General features: G+C 44.4%; 18 protein-coding genes. All 18 read right to left on the bottom strand.

Translation table 11 applies throughout. The features are described from left to right. Window positions 1–111: 111 nt before the first annotated feature. The 18 genes from NSS67_RS14925 to NSS67_RS14840 all read right to left on the bottom strand — a co-directional run bounded on the left by NSS67_RS14925 (window position 112) and on the right by NSS67_RS14840 (window position 19879). Window positions 112–843 (bottom strand): RecX family transcriptional regulator, encoded by a 732-nt coding sequence (locus NSS67_RS14925; RefSeq protein WP_339320252.1) that lies wholly within the window; start codon window positions 841–843, stop codon window positions 112–114. Window positions 844–1010: 167 nt separating this feature from the next. Further along, on the bottom strand, window positions 1011–2078 hold the full coding sequence (gene recA / locus NSS67_RS14920; protein ID WP_042128809.1) for a recombinase RecA: 1068 nt from the start codon (window positions 2076–2078) through the stop codon (window positions 1011–1013). Between the two features lie 300 nt (window positions 2079–2378). Beyond that, on the bottom strand, window positions 2379–3665 hold the full coding sequence (locus NSS67_RS14915) for a competence/damage-inducible protein A (RefSeq protein WP_339320251.1): 1287 nt from the start codon (window positions 3663–3665) through the stop codon (window positions 2379–2381). 109 nt (window positions 3666–3774) lie between these two features. Then, complete coding sequence (gene pgsA / locus NSS67_RS14910) at window positions 3775–4362, bottom strand: CDP-diacylglycerol--glycerol-3-phosphate 3-phosphatidyltransferase (RefSeq protein WP_036688397.1); 588 nt, start codon at window positions 4360–4362, stop codon at window positions 3775–3777. Between the two features lie 152 nt (window positions 4363–4514). Beyond that, the gene (locus NSS67_RS14905; protein WP_339320250.1) at window positions 4515–5006 is read right to left on the bottom strand and encodes a YajQ family cyclic di-GMP-binding protein; all 492 of its coding nucleotides are present in this window, start codon (window positions 5004–5006) and stop codon (window positions 4515–4517) included. Window positions 5007–5211: 205 nt separating this feature from the next. Next, on the bottom strand, window positions 5212–5373 hold the full coding sequence (locus tag NSS67_RS14900; protein WP_339320249.1) for a hypothetical protein: 162 nt from the start codon (window positions 5371–5373) through the stop codon (window positions 5212–5214). Window positions 5374–5454: 81 nt separating this feature from the next. Next, window positions 5455–6417 (bottom strand): RodZ domain-containing protein, encoded by a 963-nt coding sequence (locus NSS67_RS14895; RefSeq protein ID WP_339320248.1) that lies wholly within the window; start codon window positions 6415–6417, stop codon window positions 5455–5457. Window positions 6418–6459: 42 nt separating this feature from the next. Next, window positions 6460–7227, bottom strand: coding sequence for a DUF3388 domain-containing protein (locus tag NSS67_RS14890; protein WP_060623113.1), 768 nt, complete (start codon window positions 7225–7227; stop codon window positions 6460–6462). Window positions 7228–7403: 176 nt separating this feature from the next. Then, a complete protein-coding gene (locus NSS67_RS14885) occupies window positions 7404–7667 on the bottom strand; it encodes a DUF3243 domain-containing protein (protein ID WP_339320247.1) in 264 nt (87 codons plus the stop codon). A 134-nt stretch (window positions 7668–7801) separates the two neighbouring features. After that, window positions 7802–8530, bottom strand: a complete 729-nt coding sequence (gene fabG, locus NSS67_RS14880) for a 3-oxoacyl-ACP reductase FabG (RefSeq protein ID WP_339320604.1) — start codon at window positions 8528–8530, stop codon at window positions 7802–7804. Window positions 8531–8569: 39 nt separating this feature from the next. Next, window positions 8570–9850: a pitrilysin family protein gene (locus NSS67_RS14875; protein ID WP_339320246.1), complete on the bottom strand. Its 1281-nt coding sequence runs from the start codon at window positions 9848–9850 to the stop codon at window positions 8570–8572. 2 nt (window positions 9851–9852) lie between these two features. Next, window positions 9853–11130 carry a pitrilysin family protein gene (locus NSS67_RS14870; protein ID WP_339320245.1) on the bottom strand — a complete coding sequence of 426 codons (1278 nt, stop codon included), beginning with the start codon at window positions 11128–11130 and terminating at the stop codon, window positions 9853–9855. 137 nt (window positions 11131–11267) lie between these two features. Continuing rightward, window positions 11268–12134 (bottom strand): spore cortex-lytic enzyme, encoded by an 867-nt coding sequence (gene sleB, locus NSS67_RS14865; RefSeq protein ID WP_339320244.1) that lies wholly within the window; start codon window positions 12132–12134, stop codon window positions 11268–11270. Between the two features lie 736 nt (window positions 12135–12870). Next, entirely contained in the window at window positions 12871–13986 is a 1116-nt protein-coding gene (locus NSS67_RS14860; RefSeq protein WP_339315492.1) for an IS110 family transposase, read from the bottom strand. Window positions 13987–14258: 272 nt separating this feature from the next. Continuing rightward, window positions 14259–16919, bottom strand: a complete 2661-nt coding sequence (locus NSS67_RS14855) for a DNA translocase FtsK 4TM domain-containing protein (RefSeq protein WP_339320243.1) — start codon at window positions 16917–16919, stop codon at window positions 14259–14261. 78 nt (window positions 16920–16997) lie between these two features. Next, the gene (locus NSS67_RS14850) at window positions 16998–17210 is read right to left on the bottom strand and encodes a YlzJ-like family protein (RefSeq protein ID WP_339320242.1); all 213 of its coding nucleotides are present in this window, start codon (window positions 17208–17210) and stop codon (window positions 16998–17000) included. Then, window positions 17207–17986 (bottom strand): ATP-dependent Clp protease proteolytic subunit, encoded by a 780-nt coding sequence (locus tag NSS67_RS14845; protein ID WP_339320241.1) that lies wholly within the window; start codon window positions 17984–17986, stop codon window positions 17207–17209. Before NSS67_RS14845 ends, NSS67_RS14850 begins: the two co-directional genes overlap by 4 nt. A 213-nt stretch (window positions 17987–18199) precedes the next feature. Beyond that, a complete protein-coding gene (locus NSS67_RS14840; RefSeq protein ID WP_339320240.1) occupies window positions 18200–19879 on the bottom strand; it encodes a ribonuclease J in 1680 nt (559 codons plus the stop codon). Between the last annotated feature and the right edge of the window lie 62 nt (window positions 19880–19941).

Raw genomic sequence — 19941 nt, 5'->3', positions numbered from 1 at the left:
GAAGGAAAAAGGATTCTTACTTTATGCCGATTCATGTTATATTTTATTATTTATAAAAAGACATTGTCAAGAGAGTCGATATACGCATTAATGTCAAGAGAATCAGTGAGTCTAGTAAAATTCCTCATCTTCACCCTCATAATTGTCTTCTTCAAGTAAAGTATTGATCACTTGTCGTACCATATCACCCGAGAATCCACGCCGCATTAAGAAGGCTCCAGTCTTTCTTCGCTTATCCGCAGCTTCTCCTCGAATGAGATTCCATTTCTTACGTCCGGTCTGAAGCGCACTCTCTAGTTCTTGTTCAGGACTGATATTCTCTAAGGCTTCCGAGATCAAGGATTTGTCGATTCCTTTCTCACGTAGCTCTTGTCGAATCCACATTTTCCCCTTTCGCTGGTTCGTAATGCGTTGCTCCGCCCATTGCTTGGCATACAAGGGGTCATCAAGAAGTCTTTCCTGCTGTAGCCGTTGCACCACTTCCGCAATAATAGTCTCCCCTATTTCCTTCTGCCGTAAACGGCGAGTCATTTCCATAGCGGTTCGTGGCTTTCGCTCTAGATAACGAAGCCCCTCTACATAGGCTCGTTGACGCTCATCAGCTACAACAATTTCCTCCAAATCGGCTTTCATAAAAGAATTTCCAGTAATCATCCGATATTTAATCATGACGTCTTCGTGTACAGTCATGTTATAGGCTCCGAAATGTATAATATAACGGTGGTCCGATTTCTTCTGACGTTCCACCTTAGTAATTTCTAAAAGTTCACCCTCAGGAAAATCAGCTAGGACCTGTTCGCCCTGCTCGTCCGATTCAAAATCCATATCCAGCTGTATTACCATAGTTGCTTGTCACCTCATAGCAATAAAATATTCCCACAAAGTGGCGCTTAACTTCGATGTGCACTTAGGTACTTTGCGGGGGGCCCAAATATATATTTTCTAATGCGTTAAGAAAAGACACCCTGCAACAATGAATCACAGGGCGTCCTATTCCTTAATAAATTATTCTATTGTTCGATTTCGAGAAGCAGCTTTTCTTCTTCCTCTTGCTCTGCAATGATTTCTGCTTCATTTGGTGCAGCAACAATAGTGGACAGGTTACTTGCTTCACGGATCTTGTTCTCAATGATAAGTGCAATATCTTGGTGTTCTTTCAAGAACTGTTTGGCATTCTCACGGCCTTGGCCCAAACGTTCGCCCTCATAGGAATACCATGCACCGCTCTTATTCACGATATCCATTTCAGTACCGATATCTACAAGGCTTCCTTCTCTGGAAATCCCTTCACCGTACATGATATCAACATCAGCTTGCTTAAATGGAGGTGCTACCTTATTCTTCACAATCTTGATCTTTGTGCGGTTACCTACGACATCGTTACCCATCTTGATACTTTCGACACGACGAACATCCAACCGTACGGAAGAGTAGAACTTCAGCGCCCGACCACCCGGAGTTGTCTCTGGATTACCGAACATAACACCAATTTTCTCACGAAGCTGGTTAATAAAGATAGCAATTGTATTTGATTTGCTAATGGCACCTGATAGCTTCCGAAGCGCCTGAGACATCAAACGAGCCTGTAGACCGACGTGAGAATCACCCATGTCGCCTTCAATTTCTGCTTTAGGAACCAAAGCGGCTACGGAGTCAACGACAATAATGTCTACTGCGCCACTACGAACAAGTGCTTCAGCAATCTCAAGTGCCTGCTCACCTGTATCTGGCTGAGATAGCAACAATTCATCAATGTTTACGCCCAAGTTACGAGCATATTTCGGATCGAGCGCATGCTCAGCATCGATAAATGCAGCTTGTCCTCCTTGTTTTTGCACTTCTGCAATAGCATGAAGAGCAACAGTCGTTTTACCGGAGGATTCAGGTCCGTATACTTCAATAATACGTCCCTTTGGAAGTCCGCCTATACCTAACGCAATATCAAGAGCCAAAGATCCGCTAGGTACAACTTCCACTTGCATATGAGTGGATTCTCCCAGTTTCATGATCGAACCTTTACCAAATTGTTTTTCTATTTGACGAAGCGCCATATCAAGCGCTGCACGACGATCTGACAATCAGACCACTTCCTTCACTGTTTATAATAATATAATAACGTGTTTTTGAGGTCTTGCCAAGCTTTTTTTCGAACATACATTCGTTTTTTTTGTCTCAAGCGATATTTATCCCTTTTATTGTAAGCCTCCCTCCGGACATAGAAGTTAACTCTTTTCTCTACTTCACCGGACATCAACGACTTATGATCAAAACCGAAAACTGTGATCAAAATCTCTGCAGATATACAAAAAACCGCAGCAAAGAAATCTCAGTGCCACGGTTCTTCCGTATAGTGCAATTATAACTGGGCTAATCTCCCATTACAAGTCTGAGCCTTCAAGAGGTGTCTCCACCTTCCGTTCCTCAAGTCTGCGCCATAGTCGATACAGCAGAGCTTTAACAGTTCGCAGTCGTATATTTTCACGTGTACCTTTAAGATTAAGCTCATATACCTCTGTCTTACGCCCGCGTTCAGCTAAACCAATAAAAACAAGTCCAACTGGCTTACGTTCAGAATAGCCTGGTCCTGCTACACCAGTAACAGATAAGCCGAAATCACTGTCCGCGATCATTCTCACCTGATCAGCTAACACCTCGGCAACTTCACGACTAACTGCCCCTGGCGCATCTGCCCCCTCCAAATAAGCACTCGGTACATTCAGAAGTTTTTTCTTTAGGTCGTTGGAATAACAGACGATTCCTCCCGCAAACATCGAAGCACTGCCTGGAATGTTGGTTATACTCTCCATTAGTAAACCTCCGGTACAACTCTCCGCCGCACTTAAAGTCAGACCTGCATCCGCCATCCAATCCACAATCAATTGCTCCAGTGGCACGTCAATATTCGCATATAAATGCTCTGGTAAAATCTCTTTGATCTGTTTCTCCAAAATGTCCAGCTTCTTGAAAGCTTCATGCTCGGAAGGCGCCTTTGTCGAAATGCGGACAGTTACTTCTCCTTCTTTAGCGTATGGAGCTATCGTTGGATCAGTCTGGCTGTGAATAAGATCAATGAGCTTATCCTCAAGCAAGGATTCTCCGATACCGGCAAATTTAAGCATTTTAGAATAAAGTGGCATTTCTGACGTCAGAGCATGCTGCTGAAGCCACGGTACAGCCTTATCTACAAACATCGGTTTCATCTCGCGAGGCGGACCAGGAAGCACAATATAATATTTCTTTTCATGCTCAAAAGCAATACCAACAGCAAGACCAATCTCATTTGGCAAAGGTGTGGTTCCTTCAATTATAAGTGCCTGTTTACGATTATTCTCTGTCATTACGATCTTTCGATCGTCAAAGAAACGTTGTACATGATCCATTGCCAAACGATCTATATGGAGTGTACGACCTAAAGCTGCAGCCAGTGCGTCCTTCGTAAGATCATCTTCTGTCGGGCCAATGCCACCCGTAAATATGATAACATCAGCTCTACTTTGAGCGATCTCAATGGCTTGCTGCAAGCGACTGCTATTATCGCCAACTACAGTTTGAAAATATACATCGATCCCAATAGCAGCTAGCTCTATAGACAAAAACTGGGCATTACTATTCACGATTTGACCGAGCAAAAGCTCCGTGCCTACTGCAATAATCTCCGCTTTCATACCTGGCTTTCGCCTCCTCGTTATAATGTAGACGCACTGCTTTTAGGGTTTAAAAAAGGTAATAGGTGCTTTACCTATTACCTTTTCTATAAATAGCTACTTAAAATGCTTAAGCATTATGCAGCTGTAACAGATCCTTATTCTTTACAAAATAATCAATCCCAGAGTAAATAGTGATCAAGGCTGCAGCCCAAATGGCAATATCGTCTACAGGAATGCTGACGAATTGAAATGGGAAATTGTTCAACAACAGCAGTGAGATCGCTACAATTTGTACAACCGTCTTTATCTTACCCCATTTGCTGGCGGCAACCACTTTTCCCTCTAATAGTGCTATCTGGCGAAGCCCGGTTACTGCGAACTCACGGCTAATGATAACAATTGCGATCCATGAGTCACATCTGCCCAGTTCCACGAGTGAAATCAGTACTGCGGAAACTAACAGCTTGTCCGCTAGTGGATCAAGGAGTTTTCCGAGATTGGTGACCATATTATATTTCCTAGCTATGTATCCGTCTATTCCATCTGTGCTGGCTGCAAGTAAAAAGATTACAGCTGCTACCAAATGATTAACAGATAGCTGAAAAGAGCCCCAATGTATCGGTTCTGGATAGAAACTGAAATCCACCAGTAAAAAAAACATCATAATCGGGATCAGGCAAATACGTGCTAGCGTGATGCGGTTGGGCAAATTCACTGAAGTTCCTCCCCTAAATCGTTCATACAAATTGCCTGAGTCAGGCTCATCTTTTCTACTTAAGCAAGTATATTATAGCTATAAATAGGTGTCAAAAAAAATACAAAGCACCCCGCATAATGGTGCTGATGTGCACTGCGGGGTTCAAAATTCTATTTTAAGTTGTTGAACTGCAGGTCCAGCGGCAAATCAGCTTTACGCAAAATCTGGATAATTTGCTGCAAATCGTCGCGACTCTTACCGGTTACGCGGATCTGATCTCCTTGGATCTGGCTCTTCACCTTCAATTTCGAATCACGAATCAGAATATTAATCTTTTTCGCGTTCTCCTGATCAATCCCTTGCTTAAGGCCTAAGCGCTGACGAACACTTCCTAGTGAAGCAGGCTCTACTTTGCCGAAATCCAGGTTCTTCAGTGTGATGCCTCTCTTCACCATCTTCGATTGTAAAATATCAATAACAGCGTTTAGCTTATATTCGTCCTCAGAGGCGATTATAAGTGCGTCTTTCTCCAGCTTCAGACTGCTTTTACTGTTCTTAAAGTCAAAGCGGTTGTCAATCTCTTTCTCCGTTTGGTGGATAGCATTGGTTAATTCCTGCATATCCATTTTAGATACGATATCAAATGAACATTCTGAACTCATAACTCCACGTCCTTTGTACTTTTTAGTCTGCTACTATTATAAAAGAATGGTACTCTTAAGTCTAATTTTGGATAATATGTACCTCACCCGACACAGAAAACAGCCCCACAAAGTGGAGCTTTTCCTTCGAAATGAGCTCTGTTCAATCGGTAGAAATACGTCTCCTCCGGAAGTATACCCTCGGAGACGCTCATTTCTAAGCTCTCTATCTGCTTCGGAGCGGGCTTCGAAACATATCCAGAATTCCAAGCACAATATGTGCAAGACCGAAACCGAGAATTCCATAACCCCAAGCACTTGGTGTCATATAGTAACCGATGAGACTGACAATAACCCCAAGTCCAGCTACAATCCAGCTAACGACCATAAGAATGTACACCTCACTTTGGCTAAGAACTGGAAACAGTCTTATGTTCCCCGCAAAGCTAAGTTCTATGCATCGTACTTCTTATTGACCTGTGTCATTAGTCTGGCCGGTAGTATCTGTGGTTCCTTCATTCTGGGTGGCTTCACTTCCAGTGCCTTCATCCAGCTTAAGTAGCAGTCGGGATGAAGTCTTTTCATCTGTAATTACTTGTCCATTGACAGTAATCTCAGTAGCTGGTGAATAACCAGATTTAATATAGATTCCTTCACTTCCAAGAACAAAGCTCATCCGATCTCCTGCCGCTGTATTGCCAAATGAGAGTTTCTCACCTTTAGAGTTCTCACCTTTATATACCTCAAGCCAGCTTACCCCAGTAGCAGAAATCTCAACCTTAACTTCACTTCCAGCCGGAGCTGAAACCTTGAATTTTGTTGTTTTACCTGACTTCCCATCCGGAGTAACCGCAAAGGATTGCGGAGAAGGCGTTGGTGTTGGTACTGGCGTAGGCTCTGCTGTAGGCGCAGTTGTTGCTTCAGTACCTGCTGATGCAGTTGGCGCCACAACACCTCCTCCTGAAGCCGGTGGAGATGTTTGTGCAGTCGTAGGATCCTGCTGTTCATTCGTCAGATTTGTCTGATCAATCTGAGCAGGGTCCGCTTTGTTCAAACTAGAAGCATAAATGTAAATCACAACAATAATTAATATTGGGAATGTCCACATTAGCACTGTTGGCAGCCATTTTGCATTCCGTTCTGTTTCTGGTCTACGGCTGCGTTTTTGAATCACCGTTTCCATGGCCGTGTCTTCGGGAGGGGCAGGTACATTTCCATGCTCCTCGAGCAGTTCGTCAGGACTCATACCTACTGCCTCTGCGTACGTTTTGATAAACGCCCTCACATAAAAACTTCCTGGAAGCACCTTATAGTCTCCAGACTCGATGGCTTCCAAATACTTTTTGCGAATTTTCGTTACTTCCTGGACATCGTCAAGACTCATCCCTTTTTGCAGACGTGCCTCTTTCAATTGCCGGCCCAGTTCCGACATACCATCACCTCCTGTAAGTTTCAATGAATCATCATTGGTGTTCTATAGATCATCACTGTAGCTCGTCGTGAACGACTCGTACAATATTTCTTCATTTGGATTATTGCGAAGCTCGATAATAATATCAAAATCATCAAAAGTGTACTCAGATTCCCGCACGAAAATATCTGGATGCTCAATCACTTTCGTACTTGGCATGCTCATAACATTTTGTAATAAATTATAATGCTTCTCATTAGAGCGGATCGTACTAACAATACCATCAATAATAAATACATTATGTGGGTTCAACTCATCTTCTGCCAATTGACTTCGCACCGTCTGACGTAAAAGTGTCGAAGAGACAAATGTCCACCGCTTCATCGCGCAGACACTGCCAGCAATGATCGATTCCGTCTTTCCTACACGGGGCATACCTCGAAGTCCTATTACCTGATTCCCATCTTTTTTAAACAGTTCCCCGAGAAAATCGACCAATAAACCAAGCTCATCCCGAGTAAAACGAAACGTCTTCCGATCATCTGAATCCCGTTCAATATATCGCCCATGGCGCACAGCCAGCTTATCTACGAGTCTTGGAGACCGCAGAGCTGAAACTGTAATATTATCAACTTTCTTGAGCATTTCGCCCATCAGCATTATTTTGTCATCGTCATTGGTCTCCAGCAACATTCCGCGAGTTTTTCCTTCAACGCCATTAATCGTCAGAATGTTGACTTCTAGCATCCCTAACATTGAAGCGATATCACCAAGCAGACCGGGTCTGTTCTTGTGAATCTTGTATTCCATATACCATTGTTTATATTCCACTTGTACACCTCATAGATTCCTTTTCCCTGCACTTTGATAACATCAAAAAAATGCCGTCCAGACAAAGCGGTCTGAAACACGGGTCATGTTAATGATATATAAAATAAAAATGAAAGGCAAGGTCAGTACTGTAATAATTGCAGAAAAGCTCCCACGAGGGGAGCTTTTCCGCAAGCTTAGGCGTTGTTTTTCGCCAGCTTGACCATGAGTTTAGCAATCGTCTGCTTTTCTTCATCGTTGCCGACATCCCATAGCTCTTTGATCGCCCGGTTTGAAGAGTTTGCTGGATCAACTTTTTGGTCGAGAAATTCCCCGATTTCAAAAGCCAGCTTTGAGATTGTGTCTTCACTCATCCCAAGTTTCTCCGCCTGTACGACCCGATTTCCTAGAAACTTCTTCCAGGTGTCGAAATTTTTGAGTACGTTTGCGTCTGGTGTCATCTTAAATCCTCCTTCATGTTTACGGTCAAACACCTGCATACAGGCTGTAAGCCGCCTTACGTGAGATTTAAAAACAACACTTATAATATGTCTCAGACGCTGCGTTCTTATGCAGAAGCTTTTCCCCTACAAGATCAAGTAATCCATCCACCATTCGGACTAATAATCTGGCCAGTAATATACCCAGACTCAGGCAAAGCCAAAAAATAAATTAGCGAAGAAATCTCATTAGGAGTAGCCAAACGTCCTACCGGAATTTCTTCCTCCAGCATACGGACTTCATCCTCCTGTAGATTGGACAACATATTCGTATTAACCGCTCCTGGAGCTACCGCGTTTACAGTTACGCCAGATGGAGCCAACTCTTTGGCCAAAGCCTTTGTAAAGGCATTCACTCCACCTTTACTAGCTGAATAAGCGACCTCACAAGAGGCTCCCGAAATTCCCCATACGGAAGAAACATTGATGATTCGACCATAACGCTGGGACACCATGTACGGCATGAAAATCTGGCTGCACAGAAAGGTTCCCTTTAAGTTAATGGACATAATATCATCCCATTCCTCTTCGGTCACATCAGCTAGCATTCCGTAATGCGATTTACCTGCATTATTGACGAGGATATCCGGCTGCATCCCATTACTCTCAAGCTTTTCAGCCATACGTACAATCTGGCTACGATCCTTCATATCAGCATTTACTGTCATTACCTTTGCTCCAAGGGCCATACAACGCCGAGCGACATCATTAGCAGCTTCATGTGAGTGCTTGTAGTGAATAACAATATTCATGCCTACAGAGGCAAACCGCTCTGCAATGGCGCCGCCAATTCCCCCGCTGCCCCCTGTTACAAGAACCGTCATTTCACCTAATGGTTTGCTACTCTCTCCCAAAAGTGCCACCTATGGACTCACCACCAATGATACGGCAAGCTGTTCCCAGTTCACATGGGCTTGCAAACGCTCATTAACTTCTGCCAAAGTAATCGATTCGTAGATAGGCAGAACTTCAAACAAGTCACCACCGCGGAACTGGTAACGTGTAAATTCATGTGCGATACTTTCAGGGGAGTTCAGCATACGCAAATATCCGCCTATTTTCTTTTTCCGTGCACGCTCGAAATCCTTCTCAGCAAAGCCAGACTTTAAGATTAGATCCACTTCTTCTTTAATTCGTTTCAAAAGCAAATCCGGGTCCTTTGTATCCCCACCCATTGCAGAAAAAGCATACTGGGGAGAGCTATTAAATTCATGTCCAAAACTGTCCGAGATCAATTCCTCATCATATAGCTTTTGATACAATGCTGTGCTACTACCTACCAACAAATCAAGCATTAGCTTGGTTGTTAGGTCACGTTTCAAAGAAGCTTCACCCGCTAGACCATCTACCTTTTCTTTGAAGCCAAACATGATTTTTGGCATCGAGACGGCAAGCTTGCTTTCTAGTCGTTTTGTAGCAACTTGTTCGGGTTCATCTTCAAAAATACGCTTGATTTCACCCTGCTTACCGTAGGTTTTACCCTTCTGGTTACTGCGAATCAAAGAAAATACTTTCTCCGGATCCACACCTCCAACCACGAACAACAGCATATTGCTAGGATGATAAAAAGCGTTATAACAAGTGTACAGTGTTTCTTTCGTGATCGTACTAATCGATTCTACCGTACCGGCAATGTCAATCCGAACCGGATGCTTCGAATACATCGCTTCAATAAGGCCAAAATACACGCGCCAGTCCGGATTATCTGCATACATATTGATTTCTTGACCAATAATCCCTTTTTCCTTTTCTACATTCTCATCTGTAAAATAAGGTCGCTGAACAAAATCAACGAGTGTACTAAGGTTGGTCTCTATATTCTCTGTTGCTGAGAAAAGATAAACCGTCTGGTCAAAGCTTGTAAAGGCATTGGCCGAGGCTCCATTTGAAGCGAAAGTAGCAAAAATATCGCCTTCAGGCTCTTCGAACATCTTGTGCTCTAAAAAGTGAGCTATACCATCAGGAACTGTGGTCTCTTCTCCACCTGCTACATGAAAATGATTGTCAACAGAACCGTATTTAGTAGCAAATGTGGCATAGGTTTTTTTGAATGTTGGTTTCGGCAGCACATAAACCTGAAGTCCGTTATCCATAACCTCATGATAAATGGTCTCTTGAAGTCTGTCGTAATGAATTTGCTCCATTGTTATTCCTCCTTCCCTGTCAAGAAATAAATCGTATCTAGCTGAAAGGCTTCGGCGGCGGCTTTTACATCTTCCGCACCGATTTGTTCCACCTGTTGCAATAGCTGATCTGCTGTCCGTTCTTTTCCTGACAACTGGCGGTTGAAGTCGTAAGAGATCATTTCAAAAGCAGAATCCGGAATTTCGGAAAGCTGGTTGCGAATCATGGCTTTGGTCTGACTTAGCTCCAAGTCACTGATATTGCCAGCTTTCATCTCTTCCAGTTGCTGCTCTATAATTTCCACGGCTTTGCCGTAATTTTGCGTTTCGATGCCTGATTGAATCGTTCCAATGCCCTTGTGGCCGTCATAACGAGACGAAGCATAATAGGCAAGACTTGCCTTTTCACGTACGTTAACGAAGAGTTTAGAGTGTGGATATCCCCCTAATATTCCGTTGTACATAAGCGCGGACGCATATGTATCGTCCTTGTAAGTAATAGAGGTGCGCAGCCCCAGGTTCAACTTGCCCTGATTGACATCCAGCTTCTCCTCTACTGTCCGCACCTCATTAACGGATACAGGTACAAACTTAGAGCTATATAAGCCCACCTCAGACTGAACTCGGCCGAAATGACGCTGAACTAGCTTTTCTACTTCCTCAGCTGTTGTGTCTCCTACTACATAAAGATCAAGGATGGCCTCATCCAGCCAAGAATTATAGGATTCATACAAACTTTTCGGGGTGATGTGATCAAGATCTGCTCTTTGCCCCAGAGGGTGAAGACGATATGGCTCGTTGCGGCACATTTCCTCAATACAGCGTTCAGCAGCGTAACGTATCTTGTCATTTACAATGGACTCCAGCTTTTTGCGAACGGTTTCGCGCTCCGTTGCAACATACGAAGGTCGGAAGCTACCGTCTTCAACCAATGGACGAGTCAGTACTTCTCCTAAGAAAGCAAAGGATTCTTCAAGCAAGCTCTCCTGGCTTTGTACGAAAGAATCATTAATGGTATCCATGCGGAACTGAACAATCTGATAATCGCCTCTTTTATAAATATCAAACCCGAATCCAGCGCCATACAGTTCCTCCAAACGCTCGCGGAATTGCGTAGTCTCCGGATAAGTCGCGGTACCTCTGCGAAGCACGAATGGTGCAAGTGCTGTAGAAGTCACTGTATTCTCGTCAAGAGGGATACCCGCATAAAGTGAGATCGCGTAGGTCTTGAACGCCTTAGTAGGCATTACATGAATACGCAAGCCTCCAACGGTGCCATGCTGAAATACATTATTAGTCAAGTCCAAAACTCCTTTACGGCGTGTATAGTTGCTCTATATCATGTTTATGAATTAATAACCATTCTAAACCATTCCAAAGTAAGGAAGCAACCGGAAGCCTCATCCCGGTTGCTCTCTGAATTCTCTATACTTCTTCACTACATACAGAAAATATGCTGACCTATCGTCTTGACCTGAGGACGGGTCCAAATCCATTTAGAGGTCGCTGTTTTAGGATTGAAGTAATACAAACATCCTCCAGTTGGGTCCCAACCACTGAGTGCTTGCTGTACTGCCTTACGAGCTTGCTCATTCGGCTCCAGATAGATCTGACCATCGGCCACAGCTGTAAATGCTCTCGGTTGAAAAATAACGCCAGACGGTGTATTCGGGAAGCTAGGTGAATTCACGCGGTTTAAAATGACAGCAGCAACAGCAACTTGACCTTCGAAAGGCTCACCTCTGGCTTCACCATAAACGGCATTAGCCATGATCTTCAGATCATTCTCCGACAAGCCCAACGTATTACCTGAAGACAATCCTGCAGAATTCTCCTTATTGGTCGTATTTGTTTTATTGCCAGTGTTATTCTGTGCTGTCTTATTTCCCGTTCCCGTAGAAGGCTCAGTCGGTTTCCAATTCTTAGTTGCGTTATATAGCTTTAGCTTAGTTTTGGCACCTACAATGCCATCAGACTTCATTCCGAATTTCCATTGAAACCAGGTTACCGCATTCTTTGTTTTCGGCCCAAATTGACTGTCTATTTTTCCGGCATAATAACCTAAATGCTTTAAACGACCTTGCAATTCATAGACATCCTGACCCTTGGACCCGAGTTTTATAGTTGTTGTACTGAAAGCCGGCAAGACTTCCTCGTCAGGATTATTTAACTCGTGGACAAATGACGCAGCAGCACTTTGCTTGGTCTCAACAATGCTATTCCCCTTGAAAAACGTTCCTGCAAACGGCGCGGCAGCAAGTGCAAGAGTTAAAGCAGCAAATATCCACATCTTTTGTTTCTTCATAGGGTTCGCTCTACCTTTCTTTTGTAAGTTCTGCATGGATGGCTAAAGTTATTATGACGACTGTCAGTGCATCCTATGCATTACTAAAAAAGAAGAAATAGCATTTCATTATAATTGAGAATTATTATCAACTACGAGCCATCTGTTATATGCAAACTTTTATAAAGATACCTACTCTCTTGAAAAATTAGCTGAGGCTGTAAACAGCAGCCCTAGAACATTATCCTGACTATTATTTGAAAAATACAACTTCAGACCAGCCTACTCAGTTGGATTATATTGATGAGCTTTGCTTGCTGCTCCTAGAGTCAAATAATTAGGGAAAAACTCCCTGAAAATAGTCGTTATTCCCTAAGAATGAATGAAATCAGGGAATTCCTCCCTAAAAATCAGGTCAATTCCTTTATTTCTCACCAAACTAGACGAATTATAGGGAGCTTTTCCCTGCTATGAACGAATTAGTCAATACCCCTGTTTTCCCCTTTAAACCAAAGGGTTTTCAATTCCTTGGGCACAGAGACAAAATGCGAGTCGTCGGCTGGCAATCTGCTATCCGTGGGTTGGTTACCACATATTATGCCTACGTCGAAGGAGCTTCCGCAAACTAATTTCGCACGTCAGATCTGGGATCCTGTGCATAGGGAATTCACGGATTCTCCTCGTACCTTTCTCTTTGTCTCCATGCCCCAAGAATTCAAATCTTTTGGGTATACTTTTTGTGTTTTTTTCATTTCACCTACGCCATTTTCCGTTCTGCATCTACCGCTATTGACCAGATGAATCCAACTAACTCACGACCTACCGCAGCCATAGTTAAATTTCGGTGTTTCCCACGTCTGACTAACTTTAAATACTTGCTGTGTAACCGTTCTTGGGCTTTCCACGACGTTTCATGGACATGAGCACTCTGACCCTCTAAGCGCACTGCTAAATCTCCTTTAACTGCAGGACGGTGACGGTAACTCCATGCGGACTCCACCAGTGCACGTCGCACACCGGAATTTCCGGTTTTTGTAAGACTTCCTCTTTTGGTACTTGCTCCCGATGAATACTCCCGTGGCACTAGTCCCAGGTAACTCATGAGCTGAGCCGGTGAACGAAAACGCTCAAAATTTCCAATCTCGACAACTAAAGTCATAGCCGTCAGCAGGGCAATTCCCCGCAGACCTTGCAACGCTTGAATGACAGGTGCGTATGGACAGATCTGTGCTTCTTCTCGCATTGCGGCTTCAAGTCGCTTGATTCGCTCCTCCACTTCCCGGAGCTGTTGCAGGGATTCCGCGAAAACTTTTTCTTGAGCTACATTATTAAACTTCAACATAGACAGCCATTCCCGGTACCTTTTGGTCCAACGTTTTTTCATGCCTTCTGGCTTGTGAATTTGGTGACGCAACAGAAAATGAATGAGCCGTTGCCGAACCCGATGTAAGTCCTGCCTAGCATCTTCTCGTGCACGAATGAGATCTCTTAAGGCTTCGAGTTCAGGAGTCGGCACATGGATCGCAGTCAATTCTCCTGCGCGGTGCAGTTGAGCCAGTTTTTCAGCATCCCGTCGATCGGTTTTTATAGCATCGCCGGGACGCTGTGGCATACGCGAAGGTGCGATTACCACGCAGGAAATCCCCATTTTCGTCAGCCAGCGATATAAGTCGTACCCCGTAGGCCCGGCTTCATAGCAGACCTCCAGTGTAATCCCTGTACCTTTGATTTTCCGAATCATTCGAGCCACAGCATCTGGGGTATGAGATATGGCTCCATAATATCGTGCGGGTTCTCGACCCTCATCTGCAATCGCCACCGCAATTTTTTCTTTTGATACATCCAAACCTACGTATTTTATGGTATTCTTCATATTAACAGCTCCTTTCGCATGTAGCTCTGAAATGGTTGTCCTTCAACTTCCATTTTAACCTACGGTGTGCGAACAGGGGCTGCCTTTCGTTCATCATAACTAATTGTAAGTCTGAGGACCAATAATCTCAGAATTTCAGGAGGAATCCCCTAATTATTCTATTGGAGCAATAATTTTTTCCAGATAAAAAGGACCGCACTTAAGTAGCTGATACCTACTTTTGGTACGGTCCTTATTACTGTCTATTAAATGCTTGAACTGACTTGTCCAGCTTAAGAACTGAGCTTGTTATGCTGATACTGCTCTAGAGACACAAGCACCTCACGCGGCTTGCTACCCTCGTACGGCCCAATGACCCCACGTGCCTCCATAGAGTCAATCAAACGGGCAGCACGGGTGTAACCAACCCTCATCCGGCGCTGTAGAAGCGAGACCGAAGCCTGCTTCGCTTCAAGCACGATCGTTACGGCCTGCTCATATAATTCATCTTGCGGTTCTTGGTCATCAGCGATTGAGTCATCGACCTCTGGAACAATGGACTCGTCATATTCTGCCTCACCTTGACTGCTGACATATTGAACGATCGTCTCAACCTCCTGATCGCTCATAAAAGCACCCTGCACACGTATCGGTTTAGAAGCTCCCATCGGTAAGAACAGCATGTCCCCTCGACCTAACAGCTTCTCCGCACCTGGCATATCCAGAATGGTGCGTGAGTCTACATTGGACGATACGCCGAAAGCGATACGAGATGGAATGTTAGCCTTAATTAAACCTGTAATAACATCTACAGAAGGACGCTGAGTAGCGATAATTAGATGAATACCTGCTGCACGCGCCATCTGAGCGAGACGACAGATGGCATCCTCAACATCGTTAGCGGCAACCATCATCAAATCCGCAAGCTCGTCCACAATAACAACGATATACGGAAGGATAGCAGCTGGGTTCTCTGCCATCAGCTTATTATAGCCTTCCATGTTGCGCGTTCCCGATTTGGAGAAGAGTTCATACCTTTTCTCCATTTCCACAACGATCTTCTTCAAGGCTAAGCTTGCCCGCTTCGGATCGGTAACGACTGGAGCTAGAAGATGGGGAATTCCGTTATAAACATTCAGTTCTACCATCTTAGGATCGACCATGAGGAATTTGACCTCATCAGGTTTCGCTTTGTATAAAATACTCGTAATAATCCCGTTAATACATACGGATTTACCAGAACCTGTTGCACCAGCCACCAATAGATGGGGCATCTTCGCTAAATTACCGATAATCGTCTGACCCGAAATATCACGTCCAAAAGCAATAGATAATCTGGATTCAGCTTCCTGAAAGATCTGTGTTTCCATAACTTCACGCATGGTAACAATAGACACTTCGGAATTTGGTACCTCTATCCCAATGGCTGATTTACCCGGAATTGGCGCTTCCATACGAATATCTTTGGCTGCAAGAGCAAGTGCAATGTCATCCGTCAGATTAACAATGCGGCTAACCTTGACACCAATATCCGGCTGAATCTCATACCGGGTAACTGCTGGGCCTCTAACTACTTCAAGAACCTTTGCCCTTACACCAAAGCTCTCCAGTGTAGCTTCTAGCTTACGGGCGGTCTGCATATAATCATTCTGATCTCCCGCTTTGCCACTGTTGTTAGGCTTGGCTAGAAGACGGAAAGATGGCAGCTTATAAGGCTTTGGTGGAGGTGGTGCCGGTGGAGCAGGGATGATCTCACCATCAGGAGTAGCACTTAGCAATCCATCCAAGTCTATGGTCACGTTCTCCTCAGGCTCATTTGAAGGCTGTTGACTAACTGAAGAATTCCCCCCAGTGACAGGAGCTTTGCCGGTAACGCCACGAGCCGCAGGAGAGAATTCACTCCATTCCTCCCGATCTTCCTCATTCAGCCCTTCTGAGCGGATATGCTCAAAGAAGTCACGAATAATTGGAGTCACAGGTTCCATATCCATTTCAGCATCATCAAAATCATGATGAATACCTTCAAATGGGGCCACACGACTGTCTGTTGAAAGTCCCGAAATGATCGGACCCTGCGAAGCACTTGTCACAATTGGACCCTCATCATCCTCAGGATCTGCTTCCACCGCTGAACGTGTGGAGCCTGAGAACCAGCCCGATATTTTTTTCAATAGGACCGGTTGCTTGCGATTAGGCAAAAACCGCTCATCATCTTCCTCTTCGTCATCCTCGTCATAGGCAGGCTGCTTCACCTGCCGAGCCTTAGCTGGTGCGGCAACTTTGGAAGGTCTCGCCGCTACTGGGACTGCCTTCGGACGGTTTGCCGCATGGAGACGAATCCCCTCCACAAACTTAACCGTACGAACTCGCAAAAGAGTAATAATCTCTACATAGGAAAGGTTTGTAATTAACATAAAGCTGATGGCAAGCATGACGATCATGAGCAGCTTAGCACCTAGACTACCAAAGAGCCACAGCAGCGCAGCATACTCCAATCCGCCGATATATCCACCGCTAATATCCTTGCCCAGCATATAGACATTACTATTGTTATCACCAGGTGAAAGAGATCCTGAAAGATCATTATGTATTTGTGTCATCACGTTGCCTGGATGGAGCAAGGACAACGGGCCAAGCTTCTGCTCCATTGCAGAAATAGTGCTCATAAGGCACATAGACAGCAGAAGCAGAAGCACGCCTGTATGTCGACTGTTCCAAGAAGAAGGCCATCTTCGATGGATCATAACCATAAGACCATAAAAAATGCCGATAAGCGGCAACACAAAATAAAATCTCCCTAATAAATAACCCGCCATACTCGAAAGTGACCGGCCTACAGCCGCTTCACCGGATAGAGCAATAACTGAGATCGTTATTAGTAAAATTCCGTAAATTTCATATTTTAAAACGCTGCCGAGCAGCGCTTTTTTCTTTTTCTTTTTTCGTTTAGCCACGCCAGCCACCCCCGGAACAACATTATACCATATAATGGCGTGGCGTACCTATGTTCTCTTTTGTCAGAAAATGAATCTTTATGTTAACGTAATTATCGCTCCAGGAGAGTACGACGGATCCAAATATCGCTGCAAAGGACAATCCAGTAATCTTACTATACGAGCGCGTCCTTCCTCCATCGGTTCAACCTGCATGAGCATCCCTTGAACACTTACTTCTCGCGTTGTAGCGTAATTGTTAAATGCCCCCTCCCACACCTGTTCCATCGACATTACTGTATAAAGTGTCATTGGGTAAGCCCTCCCGAAATCGCTGCTGTAGGTGCTGCAGAGAAATCTCCACCGATCATGCGGTTAAGATGCGCTAAGGCCGTTCCTATGCCGCCCACCTCATCCATGAGACCAAATTTAACGGCATCGAGTCCCCCGACGGCTGTTCCAATATCACGATTGAGTTCACCTGTCTTAAACATGAGGTCCCGGAATTGATCTTCAGAAATACGCGAATGAGTAGTAACGAATTTAACTACGCGTTCCTGCATTTTCTCCATATATTCGAACGTCTGCGGCACTCCGATTACTAAGCCATTCATACGAATTGGATGAATCGTCATCGTTGCACTTTCCGCTATAATCGAATACGTAGAGGATACTGCGATCGGCACACCAATACTATGACCACCCCCAATAACCACCGTTACCGTTGGTTTAGAAAGTGAAGAAATCATTTCGGCAATCGCAAGACCAGCCTCTACATCTCCACCTACAGTATTTAAAATAATTAGCAGACCCTTGATATTCTTATTCTGTTCAGCTGCCACTAGCTGCGGAATGATATGCTCGTATTTTGTTGTTTTGTTCTGAGGAGGCATTACAATGTGCCCTTCAATTTGACCGATGATCGTTATGCAAAAGATATCTGGTTCTCCACTAGGAACCGTTGTTTGTCCAAGCTCCTTCAATGCCCCCATAGTAGTGGGCGGCATATTCTCATTTGTACTCGGATTTACCTCTCCAGGGACAACTTCCTCATTCTTTGGTCCATTTGATCCATTCATGTAGTTCATCTTCGCAGCTCCCCTTTTCATATGCAGTTCTAGACTGCAATAACCTTACTAACTTTCATTAGTATGACATCTCAGGGCCCCGCATTATGCAACCACTCCTCATGATGTGAATATAAACAATACAAAAACCCCTTTTCCCGTAGAAACCGTCCAATATTTCCGGGGAAAAGGGGCCAATGCCCAAGCTATATATTTTTTGAAGGAGAATTCTCCTTACACTTCCATGATAATTGGCAAAATCATCGGTCTACGACGCGTTTGCTCATATAAGAAACGTCCGAGCGAATCTTTCACGCTTGTTTTAAGCGAAGCCCACTCATTTACTTTCTCACTCATCAGGCGTTGCAGTGTACTGGAAACAATTCGGTTCGCTTCGTCGAGCAGTCCTTCGGACTCACGAACGTATACGAAACCACGGGAAATGATGTCAGGTCCGGAGACAATCGCACCATTCTGCTTGCTTAGTGTAACCACGACAACCAAAATACCATCTTGCGACAGCAGCTTACGGTCACGCAACACAATATTACCTACATCACCTACACCTAGACCGTCAATCAAAACGTTACCAGCCGTTACTTTACCAGCTTTACGAGCGGCACCACCTTGAATTTCCACAATCTCACCGATTTCAGTGATGAAAATATTCTGCGAGTCTACGCCAACGGATTCTGCCAAAAGTGCATGTTTGCGCTGCATACGGTATTCACCGTGAATTGGAATGAAATATTTCGGTTTCATCAGGTTGAGCATAAGCTTAAGCTCTTCCTGGCTACCGTGACCGGATACGTGAACGCCGGAATTGGAACCGCTATAAATTACGTTAGCGCCAAGACGGAACAATTCATCAATGGTACGGCCTACATATTTCTCGTTACCAGGTACAGGTGTTGCCGCAATAATAACAGTATCACCTGGCAAGATATCTACTTTACGGTGACTGGAACGTGCCATACGGGTCAATGCGGACATTGGCTCGCCTTGGCTACCTGTGCAAAGAACAACGACACGGTTCGCTGCCATTCTGTTCATTTCTTCAGGCTCGATCAGCATACCGTCTGGTACGTTCAGATATCCTAGCTCAGAAGCGATGGATACAACGTTTACCATACTACGGCCAATTACTGTAATCTTACGACCTGTAGATTCTGCTGCATTGACCACTTGCTGAATACGGTGCACATTAGAAGCAAAAGTTGCTACAACGACACGTTGCTCAGCCTTGCGGAAAATATCTTCCAGAACGATACCGACATTCTTCTCAGAAGGCGTAAAGCCTGGCTTCTCAGCATTCGTACTATCCGACAAAAGGGCAAGTACACCCTTCTGACCAATTTCAGCCATCCGATGCAGATTTGCAAATTGACCGTTGACTGGAGTGTGGTCAAATTTGAAATCGCCCGTATGAACTACGTTACCTTCCGGTGTTTCAATGCACACACCGACTGAATCAGGAATACTGTGGTTTGTTCTGAAGAAAGTAGCTTTGAGCGAGTTGCCCAGTTGAATTTCTGAATCTTCATGGATCAGAATTCGTTTGGTGTCACCCAGCAGGTTTGCTTCCTTCAGTTTGTTCTCTACAAGGCCTAATGTAAGTCTTGTTCCGTAAACTGGAACATTCAAGTTCTTCAGGACATATGGGAGACCACCGATGTGATCCTCGTGTCCATGGGTAAGTACAATCCCTCTTACCTTGTCACGGTTCTCTGTCAAATAAGAGATATCAGGAATAACAATATCAATACCGAGCATATCTTCTTCTGGGAACTTCAGTCCCGAATCCACGACTACAATGTCAGCTCCATATTGAATGACATACATGTTTTTCCCGATTTCTCCGACTCCGCCCAATGCGAAAATCATCAATTTATCGTTGTTGTTTTTTTTGGACAAATGAATCTAACCCTCCTATGATGTTGGACGTCATACTTTTATTGGTAAATATTGAACTTCGA

It is taken from the genome of Paenibacillus sp. FSL R10-2734 (genome assembly GCF_037963865.1).
Classification (GTDB): domain Bacteria; phylum Bacillota; class Bacilli; order Paenibacillales; family Paenibacillaceae; genus Paenibacillus_AQ.
This window is presented reverse-complemented; position numbering and strand designations above follow the sequence as displayed.

Coding starts and splice junctions, on each gene's coding strand:
- sleB (WP_339320244.1), bottom strand. CDS start 12,134: ATGAAGAAACAAAAGATGTGGATATTTGCTGCTTTAACTCTTGCACTT.
- NSS67_RS14900 (WP_339320249.1), bottom strand. CDS start 5,373: ATGGTCGTTAGCTGGATTGTAGCTGGACTTGGGGTTATTGTCAGTCTC.
- NSS67_RS14915 (WP_339320251.1), bottom strand. CDS start 3,665: ATGAAAGCGGAGATTATTGCAGTAGGCACGGAGCTTTTGCTCGGTCAA.
- NSS67_RS14925 (WP_339320252.1), bottom strand. CDS start 843: ATGGTAATACAGCTGGATATGGATTTTGAATCGGACGAGCAGGGCGAA.
- NSS67_RS14895 (WP_339320248.1), bottom strand. CDS start 6,417: ATGTCGGAACTGGGCCGGCAATTGAAAGAGGCACGTCTGCAAAAAGGG.
- NSS67_RS14845 (WP_339320241.1), bottom strand. CDS start 17,986: ATGAACTACATGAATGGATCAAATGGACCAAAGAATGAGGAAGTTGTC.
- NSS67_RS14885 (WP_339320247.1), bottom strand. CDS start 7,667: ATGACACCAGACGCAAACGTACTCAAAAATTTCGACACCTGGAAGAAG.
- NSS67_RS14875 (WP_339320246.1), bottom strand. CDS start 9,850: ATGGAGCAAATTCATTACGACAGACTTCAAGAGACCATTTATCATGAG.
- fabG (WP_339320604.1), bottom strand. CDS start 8,530: ATGACGGTTCTTGTAACAGGGGGCAGCGGGGGAATTGGCGGCGCCATT.
- NSS67_RS14860 (WP_339315492.1), bottom strand. CDS start 13,986: ATGAAGAATACCATAAAATACGTAGGTTTGGATGTATCAAAAGAAAAA.
- NSS67_RS14850 (WP_339320242.1), bottom strand. CDS start 17,210: ATGACACTTTATACAGTAATGTCGATGGAACAGGTGTGGGAGGGGGCA.
- NSS67_RS14905 (WP_339320250.1), bottom strand. CDS start 5,006: ATGAGTTCAGAATGTTCATTTGATATCGTATCTAAAATGGATATGCAG.